Annotated in this window: 26 protein-coding genes; 19 read left to right on the top strand and 7 right to left on the bottom strand. The window is 70.6% G+C overall.

Annotation, left to right across the window (positions count from 1 at the left end; genetic code table 11):
• The first annotated feature begins 7 nt into the window (after positions 1–7).
• The 10 genes from map to truA all read left to right on the top strand — a co-directional run bounded on the left by map (position 8) and on the right by truA (position 6,021).
• Entirely contained in the window at positions 8–784 is a 777-nt protein-coding gene (map, locus tag ACLJQF_RS04260; protein ID WP_410606894.1) for a type I methionyl aminopeptidase, read from the top strand.
• A gap of 305 nt (positions 785–1,089) precedes the next feature.
• Positions 1,090–1,311: a translation initiation factor IF-1 gene (gene infA / locus ACLJQF_RS04255; protein ID WP_004558881.1), complete on the top strand. Its 222-nt coding sequence runs from the start codon at positions 1,090–1,092 to the stop codon at positions 1,309–1,311.
• A gap of 100 nt (positions 1,312–1,411) precedes the next feature.
• Positions 1,412–1,525: a 50S ribosomal protein L36 gene (gene rpmJ, locus ACLJQF_RS04250; RefSeq protein WP_004558882.1), complete on the top strand. Its 114-nt coding sequence runs from the start codon at positions 1,412–1,414 to the stop codon at positions 1,523–1,525.
• 206 nt (positions 1,526–1,731) lie between these two features.
• Positions 1,732–2,112: a 30S ribosomal protein S13 gene (rpsM, locus tag ACLJQF_RS04245; RefSeq protein WP_004558883.1), complete on the top strand. Its 381-nt coding sequence runs from the start codon at positions 1,732–1,734 to the stop codon at positions 2,110–2,112.
• The gene (locus ACLJQF_RS04240) at positions 2,109–2,294 is read left to right on the top strand and encodes a hypothetical protein (RefSeq protein WP_284745403.1); all 186 of its coding nucleotides are present in this window, start codon (positions 2,109–2,111) and stop codon (positions 2,292–2,294) included. The genes rpsM and ACLJQF_RS04240 overlap by 4 nt, the downstream gene beginning before the upstream one ends.
• Positions 2,295–2,313: 19 nt before the next feature.
• Entirely contained in the window at positions 2,314–2,721 is a 408-nt protein-coding gene (gene rpsK / locus ACLJQF_RS04235) for a 30S ribosomal protein S11 (protein WP_004558885.1), read from the top strand.
• Positions 2,722–2,744: 23 nt separating this feature from the next.
• Positions 2,745–3,350 (top strand): 30S ribosomal protein S4, encoded by a 606-nt coding sequence (gene rpsD, locus ACLJQF_RS04230; protein WP_410606893.1) that lies wholly within the window; start codon positions 2,745–2,747, stop codon positions 3,348–3,350.
• 103 nt (positions 3,351–3,453) lie between these two features.
• Positions 3,454–4,524, top strand: coding sequence for a DNA-directed RNA polymerase subunit alpha (locus ACLJQF_RS04225; RefSeq protein WP_004558887.1), 1,071 nt, complete (start codon positions 3,454–3,456; stop codon positions 4,522–4,524).
• Positions 4,525–4,568: 44 nt separating this feature from the next.
• Complete coding sequence (gene rplQ, locus ACLJQF_RS04220) at positions 4,569–5,120, top strand: 50S ribosomal protein L17 (RefSeq protein ID WP_410606892.1); 552 nt, start codon at positions 4,569–4,571, stop codon at positions 5,118–5,120.
• A gap of 73 nt (positions 5,121–5,193) precedes the next feature.
• A complete protein-coding gene (truA, locus tag ACLJQF_RS04215; protein WP_410607444.1) occupies positions 5,194–6,021 on the top strand; it encodes a tRNA pseudouridine(38-40) synthase TruA in 828 nt (275 codons plus the stop codon).
• A gap of 79 nt (positions 6,022–6,100) precedes the next feature.
• On the opposite strand, the gene ACLJQF_RS04210 is transcribed toward truA, so the two are convergent.
• The 3 genes from ACLJQF_RS04210 to ACLJQF_RS04200 are packed head-to-tail and all read right to left on the bottom strand — an operon-like array spanning position 6,101 to position 8,453.
• Positions 6,101–6,820 carry a hypothetical protein gene (locus tag ACLJQF_RS04210; protein ID WP_410606891.1) on the bottom strand — a complete coding sequence of 240 codons (720 nt, stop codon included), beginning with the start codon at positions 6,818–6,820 and terminating at the stop codon, positions 6,101–6,103.
• The gene (gene eccE / locus ACLJQF_RS04205; RefSeq protein WP_410606890.1) at positions 6,817–8,052 is read right to left on the bottom strand and encodes a type VII secretion protein EccE; all 1,236 of its coding nucleotides are present in this window, start codon (positions 8,050–8,052) and stop codon (positions 6,817–6,819) included. Before eccE ends, ACLJQF_RS04210 begins: the two co-directional genes overlap by 4 nt.
• Complete coding sequence (locus tag ACLJQF_RS04200) at positions 7,995–8,453, bottom strand: hypothetical protein (protein ID WP_410606889.1); 459 nt, start codon at positions 8,451–8,453, stop codon at positions 7,995–7,997. The genes eccE and ACLJQF_RS04200 overlap by 58 nt, the downstream gene beginning before the upstream one ends.
• A gap of 253 nt (positions 8,454–8,706) precedes the next feature.
• Between ACLJQF_RS04200 and eccB the strand changes: the two genes are divergently transcribed.
• From eccB to ACLJQF_RS04185, 3 genes are read left to right on the top strand one after another with little or no spacing between them, the layout of a single operon-like run.
• Positions 8,707–10,338 (top strand): type VII secretion protein EccB, encoded by a 1,632-nt coding sequence (gene eccB, locus ACLJQF_RS04195; protein WP_410606888.1) that lies wholly within the window; start codon positions 8,707–8,709, stop codon positions 10,336–10,338.
• 49 nt (positions 10,339–10,387) lie between these two features.
• A complete protein-coding gene (locus ACLJQF_RS04190; RefSeq protein ID WP_410606887.1) occupies positions 10,388–10,723 on the top strand; it encodes a hypothetical protein in 336 nt (111 codons plus the stop codon).
• Positions 10,720–11,778, top strand: coding sequence for a WXG100 family type VII secretion target (locus ACLJQF_RS04185; protein ID WP_410606886.1), 1,059 nt, complete (start codon positions 10,720–10,722; stop codon positions 11,776–11,778). Before ACLJQF_RS04190 ends, ACLJQF_RS04185 begins: the two co-directional genes overlap by 4 nt.
• Before the next feature lie 134 nt (positions 11,779–11,912).
• On the opposite strand, the gene ACLJQF_RS04180 is transcribed toward ACLJQF_RS04185, so the two are convergent.
• Positions 11,913–13,523, bottom strand: a complete 1,611-nt coding sequence (locus tag ACLJQF_RS04180; protein WP_410606885.1) for a S8 family serine peptidase — start codon at positions 13,521–13,523, stop codon at positions 11,913–11,915.
• A 20-nt stretch (positions 13,524–13,543) separates the two neighbouring features.
• Complete coding sequence (gene eccD, locus ACLJQF_RS04175; RefSeq protein ID WP_410606884.1) at positions 13,544–14,908, bottom strand: type VII secretion integral membrane protein EccD; 1,365 nt, start codon at positions 14,906–14,908, stop codon at positions 13,544–13,546.
• A gap of 490 nt (positions 14,909–15,398) precedes the next feature.
• On the opposite strand from eccD, the gene eccCa reads away from it, so the two are divergent.
• From eccCa to ACLJQF_RS04150, 5 genes are all read left to right on the top strand, one after another.
• A complete protein-coding gene (gene eccCa / locus ACLJQF_RS04170; RefSeq protein ID WP_410606883.1) occupies positions 15,399–19,412 on the top strand; it encodes a type VII secretion protein EccCa in 4,014 nt (1,337 codons plus the stop codon).
• Positions 19,413–19,518: 106 nt separating this feature from the next.
• Positions 19,519–21,498: a type VII secretion-associated protein gene (locus ACLJQF_RS04165; protein ID WP_410606882.1), complete on the top strand. Its 1,980-nt coding sequence runs from the start codon at positions 19,519–19,521 to the stop codon at positions 21,496–21,498.
• 14 nt (positions 21,499–21,512) lie between these two features.
• Positions 21,513–21,860: a hypothetical protein gene (locus ACLJQF_RS04160; protein ID WP_410606881.1), complete on the top strand. Its 348-nt coding sequence runs from the start codon at positions 21,513–21,515 to the stop codon at positions 21,858–21,860.
• 255 nt (positions 21,861–22,115) lie between these two features.
• Positions 22,116–22,439: a WXG100 family type VII secretion target gene (locus ACLJQF_RS04155; RefSeq protein ID WP_410606880.1), complete on the top strand. Its 324-nt coding sequence runs from the start codon at positions 22,116–22,118 to the stop codon at positions 22,437–22,439.
• Positions 22,440–22,482: 43 nt separating this feature from the next.
• A complete protein-coding gene (locus ACLJQF_RS04150) occupies positions 22,483–22,776 on the top strand; it encodes a WXG100 family type VII secretion target (protein WP_410606879.1) in 294 nt (97 codons plus the stop codon).
• 77 nt (positions 22,777–22,853) lie between these two features.
• On the opposite strand, the gene ACLJQF_RS04145 is transcribed toward ACLJQF_RS04150, so the two are convergent.
• On the bottom strand, positions 22,854–23,567 hold the full coding sequence (locus ACLJQF_RS04145) for a DUF4333 domain-containing protein (RefSeq protein WP_410606878.1): 714 nt from the start codon (positions 23,565–23,567) through the stop codon (positions 22,854–22,856).
• A 29-nt stretch (positions 23,568–23,596) separates the two neighbouring features.
• Entirely contained in the window at positions 23,597–24,490 is an 894-nt protein-coding gene (locus tag ACLJQF_RS04140) for a hypothetical protein (RefSeq protein ID WP_410606877.1), read from the bottom strand.
• Between the two features lie 262 nt (positions 24,491–24,752).
• Between ACLJQF_RS04140 and rplM the strand changes: the two genes are divergently transcribed.
• Positions 24,753–25,205, top strand: coding sequence for a 50S ribosomal protein L13 (gene rplM, locus ACLJQF_RS04135; protein ID WP_410606876.1), 453 nt, complete (start codon positions 24,753–24,755; stop codon positions 25,203–25,205).
• Positions 25,206–25,217: the final 12 nt, after the last annotated feature.

Raw genomic sequence — 25,217 nt, 5'->3', positions numbered from 1 at the left:
TGGGCGCATGATCGAAGTCAAGACCCCGGACGAGCTGCAGGCGATGCGGGCCGCCGGCCTGGTCGTCGCCCGCACGCTCGCGGCGGTCCGTGCCGCGGCGAAACCGGGCGTCAGCACCGCCGAGCTCGACGAGCTGGCCGAGCAGACGATCCGGGACGCCGGCGCGGTGCCGTCGTTCAAGGGCTACCACGGTTTCCCGGCGTCGATCTGCGCGTCGGTGAACGAGCAGATCGTCCACGGCATCCCGGCGAAGACCCAGGTGCTCGCCGACGGCGACATCATCTCCGTCGACTGCGGCGCCATCCTTGACGGCTGGCATGGCGACTCCGCCGTGACGCTGGCCATCGGCCAGGTCTCCGACGCCGATCTCGCGCTGTCCGCGGCGACCGAGGCGGCGATGTGGGCCGGTATCGAGGCGGTCAGCGCCGGCGGCCGGCTCACCGACATCTCCTACGCCGTCCAGTCCGCCGCCGAGCGCGCGAGCCGCGACGACGGCATCGAGTACGGGATGATCGTCGAGTACGGCGGCCACGGCATCGGCCGCGAGATGCACATGGACCCCTTCCTGCCGAACGTCGGCAAGCCGGGCAAGGGCCCGCGGCTGAAGCCGGGCATGGCGCTGGCGATCGAGCCGATGCTGACCGGTGGCGGCGGCGAGACCCGCGAGCTGGACGACGGCTGGACGGTCGTCACGGCCGACGGCTCCCGCGCGGCCCACTGGGAGCACACGGTGGCGATCACCGAAGACGGCCCCTGGGTGCTCACGGCCGCCGAAGACGCCTGACCTGCGCAAACACCCTCGTGAGTGGTAATTAGGGTTAGAACCCTAATTACCACTCACGACCTGGCCGGACCTCCGCCTAGCATGGTCACCCCCGGTTTGGGGGTCGCGACACGGCATGCGTACACTGTCAAGTCGGCGCACTTATCGCGCCCGGATCCTGCGCGCTCGTGAATTCACGGTCTACTGGGACCCGGGCACCAGTGTGCCACGCAACACCCCAACCCGGCGCTAGTGCTCGAGTTGATCACGGGTGTGGCGGCAGACAGTGCTGACAAGGCAGTGTTCGACAAGGAAATGCGGAGGACATGGCGAAGAAAGACGGGGCCATCGAGGTCGAAGGCCGCGTAGTCGAGCCGCTCCCCAACGCGATGTTCCGCGTCGAGTTGGAGAACGGCCACAAGGTCCTGGCTCACATCAGCGGCAAGATGCGGCAGCACTACATCCGCATCCTGCCCGAGGACAGGGTTGTCGTGGAGCTTTCGCCCTACGACCTCTCTCGTGGTCGCATCGTCTACCGCTACAAGTGATCACGAGAAGCAGCTCAGCTGAGGTTTCGGGGGTCCGGGTGGCGAGGCCCCCGGCCCGGGGCGAAGCCTCGGATGTCACAGAAGCAGGAGAGCAGAAGACGTGAAGGTCCAGCCGAGCGTCAAGAAGATCTGCGACAAGTGCAAGGTGATCCGCCGTCACGGCCGGATCATGGTGATCTGCGAGAACCTGCGGCACAAGCAGCGGCAGGGCTGATCACTCGCACTCGAACCAGAGTGGATTGACGGCTACACACCCTCCCCGCACCTGCCGGGCCACGCGAGTGGTCCGGTTCACCCCCGGGCTTCAGGCCGGGGCCGGGACACCCGAAGCGCAAGCAGAGGGCACGACAGGCGAGTCGGTCCCGGAACCGGACGGGGAGCAGACCTGAAGATGAATTCAATGAAGGAGCATCAACGCCAATGGCACGACTCGCTGGCGTAGACCTCCCCCGCGAAAAGCGGTTGGAGATCGCGCTTACGTACATCTACGGGATCGGCCGTACCCGCTCGAAGCAGCTCATCAAGGCTGCCGAGCTGAACGCGGACACCCGCGTCAAAGACCTCAGCGATGACGACCTCGCGAAGCTGCGTACGTACATCGAAGAGAACTTCAAGGTCGAGGGTGACCTTCGCCGCGAGGTGAACGCCGACATCCGTCGGAAGATCGAGATCGGGTGCTACGAGGGCCTTCGCTGGCGCCGCGGACTTCCCGTCCGTGGTCAGCGCACGAAGACCAACGCCCGCACCCGCAAGGGTCCGAAGAAGACGGTCGCCGGCAAGAAGAAGGCTGGCAAGAAGTGAGCGTCCAGGGCAAGAAGGTCGTGCAGATGGGCGGCGTCCACCGCCGCGGCACGGCTTGCGTTTCGCCCAAGGCGCTCTACGCCCGCCCGATGGCGCTCCGCAACCTGTACACCGACGCCGGTTCGATCATCCGGCGCGGGCAGGCCGAAGCGGTCGCCGCTCACCAAGAGAACGCGCGCTGAGTAGGAGAACCCTCAGAACATGCCACCGAAGTCTCGTACTGCGGCCGGGGCCAAGAAGGTCCGCCGCAAGGAAAAGAAGAATGTTGCGCACGGTCACGCGCACATCAAGAGCACCTTCAACAACACCATCGTCTCGATCACGGACCCGACCGGTGCCGTGATCGCGTGGGCGTCGAGTGGGCACGTGGGCTTCAAGGGCTCGCGCAAGTCCACCCCGTTCGCCGCGCAGATGGCCGCCGAGAACGCTGCCCGCAAGGCCGCCGAGCACGGCATGAAGAAGGTCGACGTCTTCGTGAAGGGCCCGGGTTCGGGCCGCGAGACGGCGATCCGCTCGCTGCAGGCGGCCGGCCTCGAGGTCGGCACCATCCAGGACGTGACCCCGCAGCCTCACAACGGCTGCCGCCCGCCCAAGCGGCGCCGGGTCTGAGGAACGGGGAGGAGTAAGAAGAAATGGCTCGTTACACCGGCCCCGCGACGCGTATCTCGCGTCGCCTCAAGGTTGACCTCATCGGCGGCGACCAGGCTTTCGAGCGTCGCCCCTACCCGCCGGGCCAGCACGGCCGCGGGCGCATCAAGGAGTCCGAGTACCTCCTGCAGTCGCAGGAGAAGCAGAAGGCTCGCTACACCTACGGCGTTCTCGAGCGTCAGTTCGTCCGGTACTACAAGGAAGCCGTCCGGCGTCCTGGCAAGACCGGTGAGAACCTGCTGCAGATCCTCGAGTCCCGCCTGGACAACGTGATCTACCGCGCCGGCATCGCCCGCACCCGCCGTCAGGCGCGTCAGCTGGTGAGCCACGGCCACTTCCTGGTCAACGGCGTCAAGGTCAACGTCCCGTCCTTCCAGGTCTCGAAGTGGGACATCATCGACGTGCGGCCGAAGTCGTTCTCGATGCTGCCCCTGGTCGTGGCGAAGGAGTCCTACGGCGACCGTCCGGTCCCGGCGTGGCTGCAGGTCGTCCAGTCCAACCTCCGCGTGCTGGTCCACCAGCTGCCGGAGCGTGCGCAGATCGATGTTCCGGTTCAGGAACAGCTGATCGTCGAGCTCTACTCGAAGTAGTCCGGCACCGTCGGACAAGGCGGCGGCGCGACAGGTGCGCCGCCGCCGCGCCATCCCTTCGACGTCATATGGCGGGCGTCGTCTGGAAAGGAATTAGGAAGAAATGCTGATTTCCCAGCGGCCGGCTCTCGGCGAAGAGACGGTCAACGAGACCCGCTCCCGGTTCACCATCGAACCGCTGGAGCCCGGCTTCGGCTACACGCTCGGCAACTCGCTGCGTCGTACGCTGCTGTCGTCCATCCCGGGCGCGGCCGTGACGAGCATCCGCATCGACGGCGTGCTGCACGAGTTCACCACCGTTCCCGGGGTGAAGGAAGACGTCACCGACATCATCCTGAACCTCAAGGAGCTCGTGGTCTCCTCGGAAGAGGACGAGCCGGTCACCATGTACCTGCGCAAGCAGGGCCCGGGTGAGGTCACGGCGGCCGACATCGTGCCGCCGGCGGGTGTCACCGTGCACAACCCGGATCTGCACATCGCGTCGCTGAACGGCAAGGGCAAGCTCGAGATCGAGCTCGTCGTCGAGCGCGGCCGCGGTTACGTTCCGGCCCTGCAGAACAAGCAGGCGGGCGCGGAGATCGGCCGGATCCCGGTCGACTCGATCTACTCGCCGGTGCTCAAGGTGACCTACAAGGTCGAGGCCACCCGTGTCGAGCAGCGCACCGACTTCGACAAGCTGATCCTGGACGTCGAGACCAAGCCGTCGATCACGCCGCGCGACGCGGTCGCGTCGGCCGGCAAGACGCTGGTGGAGCTGTTCGGTCTCGCTCGCGAGCTGAACGTCGACGCCGAGGGCATCGAGATCGGCCCGTCGCCGCAGGAGGCAGACACCATCGCCGCCTACGCGATGCCGATCGAGGACCTGGACCTCACCGTCCGGTCGTACAACTGCCTCAAGCGCGAAGGCATCCACACGGTGGGCGAGCTCGTCTCGCGCAGCGAGGCGGACCTGCTCGACATCCGCAACTTCGGCGCCAAGTCGATCGACGAGGTCAAGCTCAAGCTCGTCGGTCTCGGCCTCGCGCTGAAGGACAGCCCGCCCGGGTTCGACCCGACCGCGGCGGCCGCCAGCTACGACGGTGAAGGCTGGTCGGAGGGTGTCGGTGGCATCGCCGACGGGATTTCGGACGGCCACGACGATGGCCAGGACTACGCAGAGACCGAGCAGCTCTAGGGCTCTGTGCCTGGACGCTGCGAGCTGAACTAGTAGGAGAACCAATGCCCACCCCTACCAAGGGAGCCCGGCTCGGCGGGTCGTCCGCGCACGAGCGGCTGATCCTGGCCAACTTGGCCACGCAGCTGTTCGAGCACGGCAAGATCACGACCACCGAGGCGAAGGCCCGCCGGGTCCGCCCGCTGGCCGAGAAGCTGATCACGAAGGCGAAGCGGGGCGACCTGCACAACCGCCGTCAGGTGCAGAAGGTCGTCCGTGACAAGGACGTCCTGCACAAGCTGTTCGCCGAGATCGGTCCGCACTTCGCGGAGCGTCCGGGCGGTTACACCCGGATCACCAAGACGATTCCGCGCAAGGGCGACAACGCCAAGATGGCGGTCATCGAACTGGTGCCCGAGAAGACCGTGACGTCCGAGGCCGAGCGCGCTCGCAAGACCAAGTTCGCCAAGGACGAGAAGGCCGCCGCTCCGGTTGCCGAGGAGACCACCACCGAGGCTCCGGCCGAGGAGGCTCCCGCTGCCGAGGAGGCCAAGGCCGAGGACACCACCGAGGCTCCCGCTTCGGAGGAGACCGACGCCGACGCCAAGAAGGACTGACGTCCTGACGGCCGCTTCGACACCGGACGAGCCCGCCACTCCCTTCGGGGAGGGCGGGCTCGTTCGTCTGCGCCTGGACGTCTCCTACGACGGCACGGACTTCTCGGGCTGGGCCCGCCAGCCGGGCCGTCGCACGGTCCAGGGCGTCCTGGAGGAGGCCCTGCAGCGGCAGCCACCGGGGGCCGCCGTCCCGAAGTCCGTCGTCGTGGCGGGCCGCACGGACGCCGGCGTGCACGCGACCGGCCAGGTGGTCCACGTCGACGTGGTGCCCCTTTCCGAGGCTTCGGGCCGCGTCCCCGTCTCTTCCGAAGGCATCCCCGATCTGACGCGCATGACGGGCCGCTGGAACCGCCTGCTGCCGGGCGACGTACGCGTCCTGGGCGCCCGGATCGCTCCCGAGGGCTTCGACGCGCGGTTCTCGGCGATCCGCCGTCACTACCGCTACCGGGTCTCGGACGCGCCGTGGGGCGTGGACCCGCTGCGCCGCCACGACACCCTGGCCTGGAACCGTCCACTGTCGACGGACGCGATGAATGCGGCGGCGGCGGAACTACTGGGCCTGCACGACTTCGCGGCGTACTGCAAGCAGCGCGACACGGGCACCACGATCCGCGAGCTGCAGCGCCTGACGTGGGAGCGGGTGGACGACCACCTGCTGGAGGTCCGGGTCTCCGCGGACGCGTTCTGCCACTCGATGGTCCGCAGCCTGGTCGGCGTGCTCCTCCTGGTGGGCGACGGCCGCCGCACCGACGCGTGGCCGTCGAAGGTGCTGGAGAGCGGCATCCGCGACAGCGCGGTGGCTCCCGCCCACGGCTTGACGCTCCTGGGCGTGGACTACCCCCCGGACGCCGACCTCGCGGCCCGTGCCGAGCAAACCCGCAACATCCGCACCTCGCTCTAGCCACCAAACTTCGTGAAGGCCACCTTGAGGAACTTTAAGTTCCTCAAGGTGGCCTTCACGAAGTTGTCGGGAAGCGAGGTCAGTCGCCGCGGCGGACCGGGCCGAGGAGCTGCTGCTCCTTGCCCGTGGTGACCAGGCGGAGGGGACGCCAGAGGTTGCGGCCCAGGGCCACCACCTGATCGTCCTTCAACGTCGTCAGCTGCCGCATCATCTGCGGCGGCAGGCGCCAGATGCGGGCCGCCAGCTCGGCCTGGCCGGCCGGGAGGCGCTGCATCAGCACCAGGTCCGCCGCGTTGGCCGTCGCGCCCGCCTGCGGGTGCAGGTACGGGAGGACGTAGACCGTGGTCTGCCAGGGCGAGCGGGGCGGGAACAGGTCCTGCGGTGTCGGGCCGCCGTCGGTGACCACCAGCAGCGGCGCGTCCTCCGACGGCCGCGGCAGCTCGACCGGCGACAACCGGCGGATCTGCACCAGCGGCGACGGCCGCCCGTCGCGGCTGCCGGCCGCCCGGGAGAGCACCTGCCACTCCGTCGGGCGCCCGGTCGCGACCACGACCCACGCGCCGACCGCCATCGCGCGCATGGCCACCTGGCGGGCCAGGTACAGCCCGCCCACCAGCACGATCCGGGTGGGGGTCGAGCGCAGCGCCGAGATGGTCAGCGGCTCGCCCTTGAGGCCCGAGCCGAGGACGATGCCGCCGCGGTCACCCGAGGGGCTGATCGCGTCGAGCAGCGCCGGATCCACCGTGAACTCCGGTGCCACGCCGCTGTTCTGCCCGGCGTCACGGATGCGCGAACTCATGCTGTTCCTCCGATCGGCAGCGTCGCGGCGAACGCGGAAACCTGCAGCCCGCGCAGCGGCGTCAGGTCCACCCCGAGCCGCTCGGACAGCCCCTGCAGCCGCTGGTCGGCGGCGTCGAGCTCACGCGGGTTCCGCGCGCTCAGCCGGACCACGCCGCGCAGGCCGATCTTGCCCTCGTCGGACGCCGGGGAGATCGACATCGCGAGCGTCGCCGACAGCGCGCGGACGCTCGTCAGCGCGTTGAGGCTGTTGGTGACCTTGCCCTTCGGCCAGCCGGTGATGGCGTAGCTCGCGTGCCCGATGCCGGCCGCGGTCACGCCGGACCAGCGTTCCTGCAGCGTCACCTTGGTGGGTGAGCCGGCAACGGAGGTCAGCTCCGCCGCCGAGATGCTCGCCCGCAGCAGCTCGTCCGGGTCGAGCGGCCGGGTGGGCACGCCCTGGGACTCCAGCGCGTTGCGCACCCGCGACAGCGCGCCGATCAGCGCGCGGTGGGCGCCGACGACGCCGCCGCCGCGTTCCCGGATCGCCGCCGGGCACCGCCGCGGGTCGAGCCGGATCGCCACCCACGTCGTCCGCCGGGCCGCCGCGGGCAGCGGGCCCAGCACCTCCATGTAGGAGCTCAGCGCCGGCGAGTCCGACGGCAACGCCGCGCTGCCCGGGTAGCAGTGCCAGATCATCTGGATCGAGTCGAGGACCACACCGCGGTCTTCGAGGCAGGGCGCCAGCGCCGACAGCGGCAGGCTCGGCGCGCCGTCGGCCTGGGTGATCAGCGCCGGGGTCGGCTCGACGAGCAGCACCGCCGTCCAGGTGCCGTCGTTCCAGGCGAGCCCGACCTGCTGGCGCTCGTGGTCGACGCCGTGGGCGACGACGAGGTCCGGCACGGCGATCCGCAGCAGGTTCACGCGGGCGTCGTCGGGACCGGTGACCGTGGTTTCTTCGGCGGTCATGGCTTCGACGGTGCTCGGCGGCAGCGGGTCCGCGACCCGGTCGTGCGAGCGGACGGTGTAGCGCAGCGTCAGGCCGACCCACTGGGTGAACCAGCGGCCGCGCCAGCGCAGCAGCGCGACGATGAGGGCGAAGCCGACGATGCCGATGCCGACGTACTTGAGCGACATGTCGATCGCGAGCAGGACCAGGCCGATCGCGAGGCCGACTTCGAGCACGACGAGGTTGGTCACGGGCAGCGGGCCGAGCGTGACGCCGGCGGACCGTCGCCGCGCCGGCGGGGCCATCCGGGCCGGGCCGGGCGGGGGAGTTGCGGGGCCGCTGTCGTCGGGCCCCTGAGGACCGCCGGGACCGCCGGGGCCACCGCCGCCGGGACCGCCGGGGCCACCGCCGCCGGGACCGCCGGGGCCACCGCCGCCGGGACCACCAGGACCGCCGCCACCGGGACCACCAGGACCGCCGCCACCGGGGCCGCCGGGACCGGGACCGCCGGGACCGGGACCGCCAGGACCGGGACCGCCAGGGCCGCCCGGACGTCCGCCAGGACCGGGGCCGCCGGGACCACGCGGGGGCATGCCAGGACCGCCGGGCACGCCACCGGGTCCGCCAGGGCCACCGGGAACGGCACCAGGTCCGCCAGGAACACCACCGGGTCCACCGGGAACGCCACCAGGGCCACCGGGACCACCGGGTCTGCCCGGCCGCGGCGGCGGGCCCGGCGGACGGCCACCGGGCGGCGGGGGCCCGGGCGGGCCAGGCGGACGTGGAGGAGTGGTGACGGACATCCGCGCTTTCTCTTCCCCTCGTGCTTGCTGCGTACCCGGAAGCCGGGTCCCGGGGTGCCCGACACTAGCTTGAGTTGGTAGAAACCCCACACCAGACGGTCCCCGTACGGCTATCCTGCGGAACCGTACCGCGACGGGGAGAGCTGTAGGTCGAGAATGCCATCAACACCCACGACTAAGTCTCAGGTCCAGGCGTATCAGTTCGTCCTACGGCGGATGCAGTCGGCGCTGGTCCGGCGGGACGCCGTGATGCTGCACGACCCGATGCGCACCCACACGCGGGCCACGATCGTGGGGGTGGTGCTGGGCGTGCTCGGCATGATCGTCTTCGTCGTCTGGGGCCTGCTCAGCCCGGCGCCGTCGGTGCCCGCGGCCGGGAACATCGTGATCGGCGAGCAGTCCGGCACCGTTTACGTCGTGACGGGCAACCCGACGAAGCTGATCCCCACGTTCAACCTCGCGTCGGCGCGGCTCCTGCTGCTGGCTCAGCAGAAGAAGACCGGTGCGGGCACCGGTGGCGCGGCCGAGGCGCCCGCCGCCGCCCCGGCGAGCCCGGCGAGTGTGAAGAATCCCACGGTCGTTTCCGATGAGCAGCTCAAGGACATTCCGCGCGACAAACTGACCGGAATTCCGGACGGTCCGCAGCTGATCCCGACGGATTCCCAGCGAATTTCCCCCAATTGGGCCGTCTGCGACCAGGTTCAGCTGGATCCGGCGCTGCCGAACGCCGACACCGGCCGGACCAACACCTACGTTTTCGGCGGTATCGCGCCGAGCGGCCTCGGCACCGAGCTGGGTGAGAACGAGGCGTTGCTGGCGAAGGCCGACAACGGGAAGACCTACCTCGTCTACCGGCTGCCGAGCTCCCGGAACCGGCCGAACGCGAACACCGTGCGCGCCGAGATCGACGTCGACAACCCGAACGACGCCGTCCGGACGGCGCTGCAGCTGCCGCCGTCGCCGCGGAAGATCACGCAGGGGCTGCTCAACGCGATCCCCGAGGTCGCGAAGCTGACGCCGCCGAAGATCCAGAACGGCCGGGCCCCGGCGGACTTCGACGGCCTGACCGCGGGCGACGTCTTCGCCACGCAGCAGGCCGGTCAGCGGGACCTGAACTACTGGGCGATCACCCCGACCGGCATCCAGCGGGTGTCGAATGCCGTCGCGGACATCATCCGCGTCGCGAAGAACGGCAGCTCCAACAGCATCCAGACGCTGGGCCCCGACAAGCTCGCCGGCGTGCACACCCTGCAGCCCACCGACCCCGACTACATCGCGGTCGACGACTTCCCGCGCTCGGTGCCGACGATCCTCGACGCGACGAAGAACTCCTCGGTCGCGTGCCTGGGCTGGTCGCTGGTCGGGTCCGGCCCGGACCAGGACGCGCACACCTCGGTGTACGTCGACACGCAGCTGCCCGGTCAGAAGAGCACCGGGGACAAGTTCACCTCGATGACGGTGACCACGCCGGGCCCGAACCGCGTGCCGCTCAACGGTTTCTACCTCAAGCCCGGGTTCGCCGCGGTCGTCCAGTCCGCGACCGGCAAGGCCAGCTTCGGCAAGGGCCAGATCCAGCTGATCTCCGATCGCGGTATCCGCTACAGCGTCCCGGACGCGCAGACCGCGGACGCGATCGGCATGAACAACCGGCAGCCGGCGCCCGAGTCGATCATCGGGCTGCTGCCGACCGGGGCGTCGCTGAACACCCAGGACGTGCTGCGGCAGTTCGACTCGGTGCCGATCGACCCGAACGCCGGCGCGTACCCGACCGCGCAGCCCGGCAACTGAGCGGAACCGCCGGCCGGCGTCGGGCGTCCCACGCTCGAAGGTCTTTCTCGTGAGCGGAGGTGCCGTGGCCGGCTTGAAGATGGACGGCGTCGTCGTCGCCCGGTACGCCGAGACGGCCGAGGCCGCCGCGGACGAACTGGACACGGCGGCGGCCGAGGTCGGCGGTGGCGACGTCACCGGGGAGTCCTACGGGACGCTGGGGGCGCAGCTGGGCCTCGGTGAGTCGTACGGCCGCGCGGCCGGGGCGTTGCGGCGGCAGCTGACCGACGGCGCCGCGGCGCTGCGCTCGGCCGCGGAGGCGTTGCGTCAGGTGACGGTCCGCCACGGCGACCAGGACGACGAAGCCGCGGAGCTGATCAAGCGGGCCGGGAGGCTCGACGGATGACGGCCGGCAGCTACCCCCTGGCGGCTTCGGTGCCGGTGCCCGCGGGCGAGGACATCACGGCGGCGGCCGAGCCGTACCTGGCGTACCTCACGGACCTCGCGCAGCAGCTGGGCGTGCTCGACTCCGTCGAGACGTACTTCCGCCCGCTGGTCGGCCGCTGGGCCGACCTCGGCGCGGAAGCGGACCGCCTGCGCCAGGCAGCTTCGGTCGCGGCCGAGGTTTCGGCGCGCCTGGACGACCAGCTCGGCCGGCTCGACGCGGGCTGGGAGGGCCGCGACGCGGACTCGTTCGTCGCGTACATCCGCACGATCGGCGCGGCGGGCGGCGACCTCCGCGAAGCGCTCGAGGCTTTGGCAGGCGCGCTGGACGAGATGGTGACGACCCTGCGCCACGTCGTCGTCGACCTGGTCGAGGTGCTGGTGGACGCGGCGGAGCTGACGTCGGAGACGATGCTGCTCCCGAGCGGCGGGGCGAAGCGGGCGCGTTCGCAGCTGGCGGAGACGCAGGACTCGGCGAAGGCGCTGCACGAAACCGCGCGTGACGTGCTGGAGGCGTTCGACCGGCTGTGCAACGGCGTCGACGACCCGGACGCGGCGTCCCGCACGATCGAGATCCGGCACCGGTACCCGCCGGAGCGCTTCAAGCTGCACGACGACGCGCTGAACGAGGCGGGCGAGCAGGCCACGGACGCGGCGTCGGCGGACTCCTCGGCCCCGGCTTCGGCCGACGAGGTCATGACGCCGTCGTCGGCCGACGGCCCGGCGGAGGGGCGCCACACCGGCGCCGGCACCCCCGACCCCGCTGACGCGGCCGCTCCGCAGCCTGCCCCGTCCGCCGAGCAGAACCACAGCACGTCGGGCGGAGTCCCGATGATGCCGATGATGGGCTTCGGAGCCTTCGGCTCGGGCGGCCAGGCCCGCCGCCCGTCGAAGACCCGCCCGGTCACGAAGTCGTCGGACCTGCTCGGCGAGCCCGGCCTGGTGACACCCCCGGTGATCGGCGCGGACGAGAACCCGCCGTCCGAGAAGAAGCCGCCGGCACCGCCCGCGAAGTGACGAAAGAGGCATCACGCGTGATCAGAGAGGCATCACGCGTGATTGAAGGGTCATCACGCCGATGCCCGCCCAATCACGCGTGATGCCTTCCCAATCACGTGAGATGCCCGCTCAATCACGGGTGATGTTTGTGGTCAGCGGCGGGAGGTGTCGCTTTCGGCCGGGCGGTTGCGGCGGATCGTGTGCATGACGAACAACGTGATCAGCAGCGCGACCACGCCGCCCGCCGTGCCGGCCAGCGCGACGATCATCGGCGTCGAGCTGTGGTCGTTCGCCGGGGGCAGCTGGGCCAGTTGCGGGGGCGGCGCCGACGCCTGGTTCCCCACCTCGGACGGCAGGACCTGCGTCAGCGCCGCCACCGGGTCGACGACCCCGGAGCCGACGAAGCTGTCGCGCCCGCCGGGGGCCGCCGGGTGCTGGGCCGTCTCCTTGATCCGGTTGATGATGCCCTTGGCGTCGAGCTGCGGGTACTTCGCCTTGACCAGCGCCGCCAGGCCCGCGACGTACGGCGCCGCGAAGCTCGTGCCCTGGATCTCGCTGGCCTTGTCGCCGTTCTCGAACGTCAGGTTCGCCAGGCCGCTCGACCCCTCGGCGGGGTCGAGCGAGACGATCCGCGTGCCGGGGGCCGCGACGCCGACCCACGGGCCGTGCACGCTGAACGACGCCACGCTGCCGGTCTCGTCGATCGCCCCGACCGACAGCACGTCGTCCGCGAACCACGGCGGCGTCACGATCGTCTTCGGTTTGCGCGCGTCCGGCTGGTCGTTCTGCGGGCAGGTGTCCGTCGCGTTGCCGGCGGCCGCGACGACCACGATGCCGGCCAGTGCCGCCAGGTGCACCGCGGCCTGGACCTGCTGTTCGCCTTCGGTGATCGAGCCGGTCGCCGGGCGGCAGTTGTCGACCGACATGTTGATGACGTCGGCCTCGTGCCGGTCGGCGATGCCGCGGATGATCTCGGCCAGCGTCTTCAGCGTGCCCGCGGTGCCGTCCTTCTCCAGCTGACGGCCGCCGTTGGACTGCCCGGGGGACGTCCGGTCGCCTTCACTGCCGCCACCACCGCCCGTCGGCGGCGGTGTGCCGGACCCGGACGGCGGGTTCGTGCTCGACGACGACGGCGGTGAACTCGAGCCGGCCGTCGAGTTCTGCTTGGCGGGCTCGTAGTTCTCGCTCAGCTGGCGGTAGGACACGATCGTGGCGTCCGGTGCGACACCCACGAATCCGACTTCGGGGTTGTCCGGCTTCGCCCCGATGATCCCGGCGACTTCCGTGCCGTGGCCGTCGCAGTCCTCGAGCCCCGGTTGCTGGCCCTTGGTCGGCGTGGCCACGTAGTCGCCGCCGGACTTGAGCCGGTCCTGGAACCACGGGTGCTTCGTCACACCGGTGTCGATCACCGCGACGCGGATGCCACCGCCGGCACTGCCCGTGGCCGCCTTCACGATGTCCTGCGCCTTGGCGATCTGCAGGTACTCCTGGCCCCACGGCCGGTACTTGATTTCGATGTTCTGGCCGAGGGTGCTGCGCTGCACGCAGCCCTTCGTCTGGGTGTAGGTCTTGTCGGGCTGGCGCGAGTCCGGGATCAGCTTGCCCATGTCGACCGGCGGCGGTGCCGCGAAATAGCCGTCGGCCGGGGCGGCCTGGGCCCACGCCGGTACCGCGAGCGTCAGCGGCGACAGGAGGCCGAGCGTGCCGGCCAGCAGGGCCGTCGAGGTCCGTCGGGTGGCGCCGGGACGCCGTGCTGCTGCCATGGGAGAGTCACCCGATCCGGTCACTTGAAGTTCAGGTGCCGCAGGGTGGTGTAGAGGTCCATCACACCGAGGGCGAGGGGGAGCACGGAGGCGATGCAGATCGCTTCGATGATCTCCACCGTGCGCCGCAGCGGCGGCGAGAACCGCTGGTTCGGGAAGATCACGCCGACGACGAGCGCGCCCGCGGCGAGCAGGATCAGCACGCCGAAGACGTACAGGAGGCGGTTCTGGGCGCTCGCCGACACGAGCCAGCCGATGGCGATCCCGGTGGCCGAGACCAGGCCGGTGGTGAGCAGGGCGATCGCCTGGCTGCCGTTGGCGTACGCGCGGGCGCGCAGCAGCAGGACGAGCGTCGCGACGACGCCGAGGATGCTCCCGAACACGCCGGGCGCGCTCGCGGCGATGATCGCCGAGACGGCCACCGTGGCGCCGCAGCCGACCATCAGGCCGGTCATGTAGTTGTGCGCGATCGCCGTGCGGCGCTCGATCGCCCGGTAGTCGGGGAAGCCGGAGTCTTCCTTCAGCTCTTCGGCGTTGCTCGGGACGTGCGGCAGCGGCAGCTTCGCGAGCCAGATGGTGGCGCGCGGCAGGATCGAGATGCAGGCGAGGGCGACCGCGACGGTGCCGGCCGCGATCCCGGCCGCCGGGTGCGCGACGAGCGTGCCGAACAGGAAGGCCAGCGCGCCGAAGGTGCCCGCGGTGGCCGCGGCGATGAACGTCGTGATGCCGGCGCCGATGACCATGATGCAGACCGACGCGACGATGATCACCAGGACCGCGCCGAGCAGCAGGTTCGCCCGGAGGGAGAGGCCGGGCACGATGTAGAAGCCGCTGACGAAGGCCAGCGGCAGCCCGCCGGCCGCGGCGATCAGCACGCCGGTCGGTTCGGCCTGGTAGCCCTTGGCGAGCGTCGCGCCGATCGCGACGCAGGCGACGGCGCCGATGCCGCCGGCGATGGCCGCCCCCAGCGCGTTGCCGCCGTAGAACGAACCGCTCATGAACAACGCGACGGCGGCGGCGAACAGCGCCAGCCCGCCCGCGACGTGCCCGAACCGGTTCGCCGTCTCCTTCGTCCACGGGCGGAAACTGTCCGGGGACGACTCGGCGATGGCGTCGACGACGTCGTCGTACAGCGGCGGCGGCGGGTTTTCGTTGCGCTTGCGCAGCTGGAGCAGCTCACCGTCGACGACGCCGAGCGAGGCCAGCGTGCGGCTCGGGTCGAGCGGGGCGTCCCCGAGCTTGGCCAGCGCCCAGCCACCGTGGCGGGCCCCACCGTCGGGCGCGGTCTCCTTGGCCATGTCCAGCAGCATCGGCAGCAGATCGGCCACCGCGACGTCGGCGGGCAGCGCCACGTCGATCCGGGTGGACGGTGCGACGACCGTCACCCTGCTGAATACTGTCGTGCCCGTAGCCACTGCACTGCCCCCGCTCGGTCGATGCTGCTCCCGGGGAACTTATACCGAACCCCGGCGCGGGCATCATCGAACGTCCGAAATTCACCGGCAACCGCAGCTCAGGTCGGTGGCCGACCGCAACGGCCAACTCAGCGACCGCAACGGCCAACTCAGCGACCGCAACGGCCAACACGCCGGAGAACCCGCCGAGTTGGCCGTTGCGGCTGGCGAGTTGGCCGTTCCGGCTGGCGAGTTGGCCGTTGCGGGCGGTCTGAAATTCACCGGTGACCGCAGCTCACCGGCCGGATCACGCGATTACTGTCGGTGCCGCGCCGTACACTCGCCAGGCGAGGTCAGGACCGGTTCACGAGGGCGTTACGGCATCCGCCGGAATTCCGCCGCGGCGTTCGATAGGTTGTTCCGCGCACCTTGCGCACTAAAACGGTGGCCGCCATCGTCGAGTTTGAAGAGGGGTCCTTCGATGAGCACGCTGCAGTTCAAGAAGTCGCCGCGGCTGGCGGCACCGCGGCCGCCGGGCGGTGAGGTGCACCTCGAGCCGCCGCCCGAGGTGCCGCGCGTCATCCCCGGGAACATCGTCATGAAGGCGCTTCCGGTCGTCATGATCGTCGCGTCGCTCGGGATGATGGTCTTCATGTTCCAGGCCAGCAACCGGAACCCGATGATGATGGCCATGGGCGGCATGATGGTCGTCGGGACGCTCGGGATGATGGCCGGCGGTGGCGGCAAGGGCGGCGGCGCCAAGCGCGCCGAGATGGACGAAGACCGCAAGGACTACCTCCGCTACCTGGGCCAGATGCGCGACCGGGCCCGCGAGGCGATGGTCGACCAGCGCGCCGCTCTCGAATGGGTCCACCCCGACCCCCAGTCCCTCTGGTCACTGGCCGCCAGCCGCCGGATGTGGGAACGCCGCCAGAACGACCAGGACTTCCTGCACCTGCGCGTCGGGCGCAGCTCGCACCGCCTCGCCACGCGGCTGGTCCCGCCCCAGACCGGGCCGGTCGACGAGCTGGAGCCGATCGCCACCCTCGCGCTGCGCCGGTTCGTGCGCGCGCACTCGATCGTGCCGGACCTGCCGACCCAGATCACCCTCCGCGGGTTCGCCGCGGTCAGCATGCAGGGCGACCGCGCGCTGACCCGCGGCCTGACCCGCGCGATGCTCGCGCAGATGGTCACCTTCCACAGCCCCGACGACGTGCTGGTCGCGGTCGCCACCGCGGGCCGTGCGAAGGAGGAGTGGGAGTGGGCGAAGTGGCTGCCGCACGCCCAGCACCCCACGCTGTCCGACGGCATCGGCCAGCTGCGCATGATGGCCGGTTCGCTGGCCCAGATCGAAGCCTGGCTCGACGAAGAACTGCGTGACCGCCAGCGCTTCTCCCGCAACGCCACCCCGGCGCCGGACCAGCCGCACGTCGTCATCATCATCGACGACGCCGAGGTCACCCGCGAAGAGCAGATCGTCCTCGAGGAGGGCCTGGTCGGCGTCACGCTGATCGACCTGTCCGACTCCCTCGGCAACCTCGCCGCCCGCCGCGGCCTCCGGCTGGTCGTCGAGTCGGACCGGCTGGGTGCCCGCAGTGCCGGCGGCGTCGAGTGGTTCGGCCGGCCGGACACCCTCAGCCTGGTCGAGACCGAGTCGCTGGCCCGGCTCATCTCGCCGTACCGCGTCGGCGGCGCCGCGGGCCAGGACGTCGGTGACGAAGAGCCGCTGCTGTCCAACCCGTCGCTGCTGGAATTGCTCGGCATCCCCGGCGACCCGATGACCTTCGACGTCCAGCAGGCGTGGCGGCCGCGGCCGATCCGCGACCGCTACCGCGTCCCGTTCGGCGTCGGCGAGTACGGCCAGCCGGTCGAGCTGGACATCAAGGAAGCCGCCGCCGAGGGCATGGGCCCGCACGGCCTCTGCATCGGCGCCACCGGTTCCGGCAAGTCGGAGTTCCTCCGCACCCTGGTGCTGGGCCTGTTGTCCACGCACTCGTCGAGCACGCTGAACTTCGTCCTCGTCGACTTCAAGGGTGGCGCGACGTTCATGGGCCTCGACAAGGCCCCGCACGTCTCCGCGGTCATCACCAACCTCGCGGACGAGGTCACGCTGGTCGACCGCATGAGGGACGCGCTGGCCGGCGAGATGAACCGGCGTCAGGAAGCATTGAAGAACGGCGGCAACTTCAAGAACGTCTGGGAGTACGAGAAGGCGCGCGAAAACGGCGCGGACCTCGACCCGCTGCCCGCGCTCTTCATCGTCTGTGACGAGTTTTCCGAGCTGCTGTCGGCGAAGCCGGACTTCATCGACCTGTTCGTCGCCATCGGCCGGCTGGGCCGGTCGCTGCAGATGCACATGCTGCTCGCCTCGCAGCGCCTGGAAGAAGGCAAGCTGCGCGGCCTGGACTCGCACCTGTCGTACCGGATCGGCCTCAAGACGTTCTCGGCGGCGGAGTCCCGCGCCGCGATCGGCGTGCCGGACGCGTTCGAGCTGCCGTCGGTCCCCGGCGGCGGGTACCTCAAGTACGACACGTCGACCCTGGTGCGGTTCAAGGCGGCCTACGTCTCGGGCCCGTACCGGCCGGCCGGCCTCAAGGCGGCGGGCCCGGCGGCGACCGTGGTCCGCGCGGACAAGCGGCCGCAGCTGTTCGTCCCGGACTTCGTCGAGCTGCCGAAGGAGCCGGAGCCGCAGTTCGTCGAGGCGGCGCCGAAGGAAGAGCAGCGGCAGCCCGAAGAGGCGGTCGAACCCAGCGAGCTCGACGTCATCGTCTCGCGCCTGGTCGGCCAGGGGCCGCCGGCGCACGAGGTGTGGCTGCCGCCGCTGAAGGACCCGAACTCGCTCGACACCCTGTTGCCCAACCTGAACCCGACCGACGACCGCGGCCTGTCCCCGGTGGGCTACTTCGGCAACGGGCGGATGCAGGTGCCGCTGGGCATCATCGACCGGCCGTACGAGCAGCGCCGTGACCCGCTGTGGGCCGACTTCTCCGGGGCGGCCGGGCACGGCGTGATCGTCGGCGGCCCGCAGACCGGCAAGTCGACGATGCTGCGGACGCTGCTCATGTCGATGGCGCTGACGCACACGCCGGAGGAGGCCCAGTTCTACTGCCTCGACCTCGGTGGTGGCACCCTGACCGGGCTCGCCGGCCTGCCGCACGTCGGCGGCGTGGCGGTGGCCCGGCGCGAGCCGGACAAGGCCCGCCGGATCGTGGCCGAGCTGACCACCCTGCTCACCGAGCGGGAAGGCCGGTTCGGGGCGATGGGCATCGACTCGATGACCGAGTTCCGCAACCGCAAGCGCCGCGGGGAGATCCGCCCCGACCAGGATCCGTTCGGGGACGCGTTCCTCGTGGTCGACAACTGGCGGGCCCTGCGCGACGACTTCGAAGAGCTCGAGACCTCGATCACCCGGCTCGCCACGCAGGGTCTGTCCTACGGCGTGCACGTGATCATCTCCGCGAACCGGTGGGCCGACATCCGCCCGGCGATCAAGGACATGCTGGGCACCCGGTTCGAGCTGCGCCTCGGTGACCCGACCGAGTCGGACATCGACCGGCGCATCGCGGTGAACATCCCGGCCGGGCGGCCGGGCCGGGGCCTGACCCGGGAGAAGCTGCACATGCTGGGCGGCCTGCCGCGGATCGACGGTTCCAGCGACCCGGAGACGATCGCCTCCGGCGTGGCCGACGCCGTGGCGAAGATCAAGGGCGCGTGGCGCGGCCGCGTCGCGCCGCAGGTCCGCCTGCTGCCGGAGCTGATCACCTACGAAGAGGTGCAGAAGCTCGACACCGCCCGCGACTCGAAGCTCATCCCGATCGGTGTCAACGAAGAAGACCTGCAGCCGATCTACCTCGACTTCAACGCCGAGCCGCACTTCTACGCCTTCGCGGACGGCGAGTCGGGCAAGACGAACCTGCTGCGGCAGATCGCCCGGGGCATCTCGGAGCGCTACAACTCCAAGGAAGCACTCATCCTGCTGGTCGACTACCGGCGCACGATGCTCGGCTACGTCCAGGGCGACTCGCTGCTCGGGTACGCGGTGTCGGCCGCGCAGCTGGAGAGCATGGTCAACGACGTCTTCAACTCGATGACGCGCCGGCTGCCGGGCCCGGACGTCACGCAGGAGCAGCTGAAGACGCGGTCGTGGTGGAAGGGGCCGGAGCTGTTCATCCTCGTCGACGACTACGACCTGGTCGCCACGTCGACGAACAACCCGCTGCGGAAGATCTCCGACTTCCTGCCGCAGGCCAAGGACGTCGGCCTGCACCTGATCGTCGTGCGGCGCACCGGTGGCGCGAGCAAGGCGATGTACGACCCGATCATCGGCAAGCTCAAGGAGATCGCGGCGCCGGGCATGGTGATGAACGGTTCGCGCGACGAAGGCGCGCTGATCGGCAACATCAAGCCGAGCGCGATGCCGCCGGGCCGGGGCAACCTGCTGACCCGGAAGAACGGCAAGCAGCTCGTCCAGGTGTCGTGGATCCAGCCCGACTGACGACGGTGGCCGGACGCGCTTTCGGCGGGGTGAGTAGGTTTCTCCCCGAGAGCGCGCCCCGCCGGCCGGGCGCGGGGCAACGCGACGAAATGGGCGGGAGCTGCTGGTGACGGTCCGGGTTGCGGTGGACTTCGGGACATCGAGCACCTGCGTCGTCGCCTCGGTGAACGGACGCGAGCCGCAGGTCGTGGTGATCGACGGCCAGCCGCTGATGTCCTCGGCGGTGTACGCGGCGGCGGACGGCACGCTGTTCGTCGGCCAGGAGGCCGAGCGGCAGGCGGCGGTCGACCCGTCGCGGTACGAGCCGAACCCGAAGCGGCGGATCGACGAGGGCGAGCTGCTGCTCGGCGAGAACGTCCTGCGGGTGACCGACGTCGTGCACGCCGTGCTGGGACGCGCGGTGTCCGAAGCGCGCCGGCTGGCCGGTGACGCCGAGGTCGACCTGCTCGTGCTGACCCACCCCGCGGACTGGGGCGCGATCCGCACCCGGCTGCTGCGGCAGGCCGCGGGCGGGCTGGCGCGCGAGGTCGCGCTGGTGCCGGAGCCGGTGGCTGCGGCCGTGTACCACGCGGCGACGTTCGCGCCGCAGGACGTGACGAACGACCGCACCGTGGAGTTCAGCGGCCGCCCCGGCGACGCGCTCGCGGTGCTGGACCTCGGCGGGGGCACGGTCGACGTCAGCGTGGTGCGGCGGCTGCCGCCGGAGGTCGCGCGGGATCGCACCGGCCGTCCGCAGCGGGGCGGCTTCCAGGTGCTCGCCACCCGGGGGGACCCCAGCTTCGGTGGCGCGGACATCGACCAGGCGCTGCTGGAGCACGTCGGGTCCCTGGTCTCGGCGGCCGATCCGGACGCCTGGCGCGAGCTCGTCGAAGGCCGCGAGCTGGCCGACCGGCGCCGGCGCCGGGTGCTGCGCCAGGACGTCCGTGGCGCGAAGGAGACGCTGTCGCGGCACGCCTACACCGACGTGCCGATGCCGCCGCCGTTCGCCGACGCCCACGTCACCCGCGAAGACCTCGAACGGCTGATCGCGGCGCCGCTCGGCCGGGCTGTCGAGCTGACGGTCGCCGCGCTCGGCGAAGCCGGCCTGCGGCCCAAGCAGCTCACGGCGATCTTCCTGGTCGGCGGGTCGAGCCGGATCCCGATGATTTCGCGGCTGGTGCACGAACGCACCGGTGTCGTGCCGACGAGCCTCGACCAGCCCGAGACGGTCGTCGCGCGCGGCGCGCTGCGGGCGGTGCTGGTGGACCCGGACCGCACCGGTGCGCTGCCCGGCGAAGCGATGGCCCGGCTGGGCGCGGCCCCGAGCGGCGCGCTCGGGCCGGGGGCACAGCGCACGGAGGTCGTGCGCCCCGGCGACGTCGCCCCGCGTCCGGCGCCGCCGCGCACCCCGACCGCGCCGGGCGGGTTCCCGAACCGGCCGGTGCCCCCGCCGTCGCCGCCGGCCGGCCAGCCGGTGTCCCGGCCGTGGAGCCCGCCCGCCCGGCCGAACCCGCCGGGCCCGCCCGCGGGTGCCCGTCCCGCGCCCGAACCGGTCGGGAAGAGCCGCCGGAAGCTGTGGGGGATCGTCGCGGGCGCGGTGGTCGTCGTGGCCGCGCTCGTCGTCGCCGGCGTCTTCGTCTTCCGCGACCCCGGGACCGAGAGCGGCCGGACGCTTTCGCAGTACGACTTCAAGTTCACCGCCCCGGAAGACTGGGTCCAGACCGACGACCGGGTGGCCCAGAAGCAGGTCGTGATCCACCCGCAGGAGTCCCGTGACGGCAACGATCTCCTGGTCGCGCAGGAGATCGTCATGGACTACGACGCGACCGCGGACCGGCAGAAGCTCGTCGACGAGCTCAAGAACATCGCGGACGGGGACCCCGCCCGCTGGAGCGCGTTCAACCCGAGCCTGTCGTACGTCGGCAAGACCGTGATCGGGTACCACGAAATCAAGCCGGACCGGCCCGATCTCCAGGTCGACTGGTACGTCGTGGCGAAGGGCCGGATCCGCGTCCACGTCGGCTGCCAGTACGCCACGGCCCCGCTGCGGGACCGGGTCGCCGCCGCCTGCGCGCAGGCCGTGCGCACGGTCGAAATCCTCAACTGAGAGGAGGGCACGCGGTGTCGTCCGAAGAATTCGAAAGCGCCGCGACGTCCTTCAAGCGGATCGGCCAGGACGCGGTGACGCACGCGCGTCGCGTCGCCGGGAACGCGAAGGCGCGCAGCCGGCGGCACCACAGCGAAAACGCCGACCTCCTGAAACGGAGCGGGCGCGGCGCGAAGTCCGGCGATCCGACGCCGGGAACGCTGCGCGCGGCCGCCGAACGGTTCCGCCGCGCCCGCGGGCTGGCGGTTCCCGCGGTTCCCGATCCGGTTCCTTCGCGTTCGCAATCTCCGGTCCGAACCGCTCGATCGGGTGACGAAGACGAAGACTTTTCCCAGATGCGAATCATGCAACGCGATCAGTGAAGCCGTACTGCCGGTTGCTGTGCGCGTGCTAATCCCGCTGGTGGAGAACCTTTTCGCGGTGCGGCAGCCGCGGTTCGGGGGGTGCCTCGGATACCTGCGGCGATCGGTTCCCGTGGTGGGCGTTAACGCAAGCAACTACTTCGGGGCAAACCACGACAAGGGGGAACCGGACGTGGCAGTGTCTGCGTCGTAGGGCCGTACGAACGAACAAGCTTGGTTGCGGCCAATCCACCACAGGACAGAAGGGGGTCCCGAATGAGCGGGCCTGGTTTTCAAGGGACAGTCCAGCAGTTCACGGAGTCCGAGGCGCGGGTGACCGAGGTCCGGGCGCAGATGGACCTCAACCTCGCGACGCTGCGCGACCGCATCGAGGCCACCCGCGCTGGCTGGCAGGGTCAAGCGAAGCAGGCTTTCGCCAACGTCATGCACCGCTTCGACGAGGACGCCCGCGGCATGGCGCAGGCCCTCCAGCGCATCGGTGAGCTCCTCAAGGAAGCCGGTTCGAAGTACGAGCGTTCCGAGCAGCAGCAGCAGGAGATCCTGCGCGCCGTGAACGCCGGCTTCGACAAGCTCGGCTGATTTCCCCTTCCCTCGCAAACTTTCTCTCACAAAGGAGCACATCATGCCTGATGGCGCCGGAATTGTTGTTGATTACGCCATTATCCGCGCGGCCGCGGACGACTGCAAGGCGACCGGTGGCGAGCTCCAGGCCGCCTTCGACCGGCTGAAGGACGACCTGAAGCCGCTGGTCACCACCTGGACCGGTTCCGCGAAGGAGCAGTACGACGCCGCCCAGCGCACCTGGGACCAGAAGTTCGAGGACCTGAAGCAGGTTCTGGCGCAGATCGCGGCCGTGCTGCCGGAGATCGCCGACGGCTACCAGCAGACCGACAACGCCGTCGAAGGCCTGTTCTGAGCCGGTAGCCCCGGAAACCACGGCGGGCCCGCACTCCGGTGCGGGGCCCGCCGTTTCTTTTGCCCGGCAAGGAAAACTCAGCGCGGGGCGCCGACCTCGTACTCGGGCCGGTCGTTGAGCACCCGCACGGTCACCTTCTTCTGCTGCCCGCCGATGGTCACCGTGCAGTCGAACGTCGTGCCGTTCTGCGCCGCCTCGTTCGCCGGGCACTGCGCGTTCTTCACGTCCGGCTCGCCGTAGTTGTCGTTCAGGACCTTGACCACACCGTCCTGAAGGGACTGTTGCTCCAGGACGTCCCCGCGGAACGCGCCCAGCAGCCACGCGGCACCGCCGCCGAGGGCGAGCACCAGGACCGCGGCGACGGCGATCAGCAACGGCTTCTTCGGCTTCGGCTTCTTCGCCGGCTCGGCCGGGAACGCGCCGAGACCGCCGTACTGCGACGGCTGGAACCCACCGCCGTACTGCGGCTGCCCGTGGCCGGGCGTCGGCGGCTGCTGCGGCGTCGGCTGGGACGGCGGCTGCCACGGCGCACCGCCCGGCCGGCCCTGCTGCCACGGCCCGGAGAACGAGCCCGACGGCTGCCCCGGGTTCCACTGGCCGGTGTAGGCGCCGGTGCCCGGGTCCGGCTGCTGCTGCCACTGCCCGGCGTGCGGGCCGGTCGCCTGCTGCTCCGGCTGCCACGCGCCGGGCTGCGGTGCGGCGCCGGGCTGGTTCGCCGGCGGCTGCCACCACTGCGGCTGCTGCGGGCCGGGTGGCTGGGACGGTGGCGACGGTGGCGACGGTGGAGTCATCGGAGATCACCTCGGGTCGTGGTCACGCCTCAGCTGCCCTGGGCTTCGCCGAGCCGGCGGTAGAAGTCGTCCATCGCCGCGCGGTCGGGCAGCACGGTGATCTGGCTCGCCTCCGGCAGCTTCGGCATGTCCTGCAGGCTCGCCTTGCCGGTGAACCGGAACTCGTACTTGAGCTCGAGCTGGTGGCCGTCGCCGGCGAACTTGGCCTCCAGCACGAAGGAGACGAGGCTGCCGTCCGGGTTCAGCGTGATGGTGGCCGGGACCGCGGCCTTCTTCAGCTCCGGCCCGATCTGGCCGGTGATGCTCGGCGGCAGGATCTCGACCCGGTTCTTGACGAAGATCCCGAACGGCACGTTCACGGTCAGCGCGGTCTTGCCGTCGCCGAGGCTCTTCGCCCCGCGGACCGCCCGCTTGTCGGCCCGGTACGCCTCCACGGCCGAGTCCGCCATCCGGCACGGCGTCAGCACCCCGCCCCAGGCGCACGGCAGGACCAGCCCGCCCTCCGGCTTCGGCATCGACACCCACGCCGTCGGCGAGACGCCCTTCTGCACGTACATCGGGCCGAGGTAGGTGTACTCGACCGTGCCGTCCGCGGGCGTGTATGTGTCGATGATCTCGTCCGGGTTCTTCTGCGACCGGTGCCGCACCGCCCGGTTCTCCGGGTTGCCGGTGCGCGCCGACGTCACGGTGCTGTGGACCCACTTGTCGTCGAACTTGAAGTAGGCGTCCAGCGAGTTGGTGACGTCGCGCGTGTCGGTGATGGCGTCGCCGAGCTTGCCGATCACCTGCTCGAACTTGGCGCCGACGTAGTCCGCCGCGTCGTCGCCCTTCGGCAGCGCGGTGCCCGCCTTCGCCTGGCCGCAGGCGGTGACCAGGGCCAGCACGGCGCCCAGGACGAAGATCGCCGTCGGTCGTTTGCTCATGCCGTCCCCTGCTCAGCCGATGCCGCCCGGATGGCCCCATCCTCGCGTGCGACGGCGGCGCGTGCAGGCGCTTCGGCGGGAAAACTCCGGTAGAGTCCCGGCTGCGCCCGGGCCGCCCGGAGCCTAGTATGGACGCTTCCACCACCCCCCATGCGCGGGTGCGGTGACTGTGGGGGTATCTTCATATGTCGTTGTGCGCTGCGGCGCGTAAGCGCTAGGCCCGCACAGAACCCACACGCAATGTTGACGACGAGGTAGACCCTTGCCCACGTACAGCCCCAAGCCCGGCGACGTCACTCGTGCCTGGCACGTGATCGACGCCGAGGATGTCGTGCTCGGACGGCTGGCGACCGAGGTCGCCACGCTGCTGCGCGGCAAGCACAAGCCGACCTACGCCCCGCACGTGGACACCGGTGACTTCGTCATCATCGTCAACGCCGAGAAGGTCGCGCTCACCGGTAACAAGCGCGAGCAGAAGTTCGCGTACCGGCACAGCGGTTACCCGGGCGGTCTGCGGAAGCGCTCGTTCGGCGAGCTGCTGGACACCAAGCCCGAGCACCTTGTCGAGAAGGTCGTCAAGGGCATGCTGCCGAAGAACAAGCTCGGTCGCGCCCAGGCCAAGAAGCTGAAGGTGTACGCCGGCTCGGAGCACCCGCACGCCGCGCAGCAGCCGCAGGCGCGCGAGATCACCAAGATCGCGCAGGTCGCGCAGTGAGTGAGGAACAGT

Source organism: Amycolatopsis sp. lyj-109, assembly GCF_046548995.1.
GTDB lineage: Bacteria > Actinomycetota > Actinomycetes > Mycobacteriales > Pseudonocardiaceae > Amycolatopsis.
The sequence above is the reverse complement of the archived record's forward strand: the minus strand, read 5'-3'. Positions and strand labels throughout refer to the sequence as shown.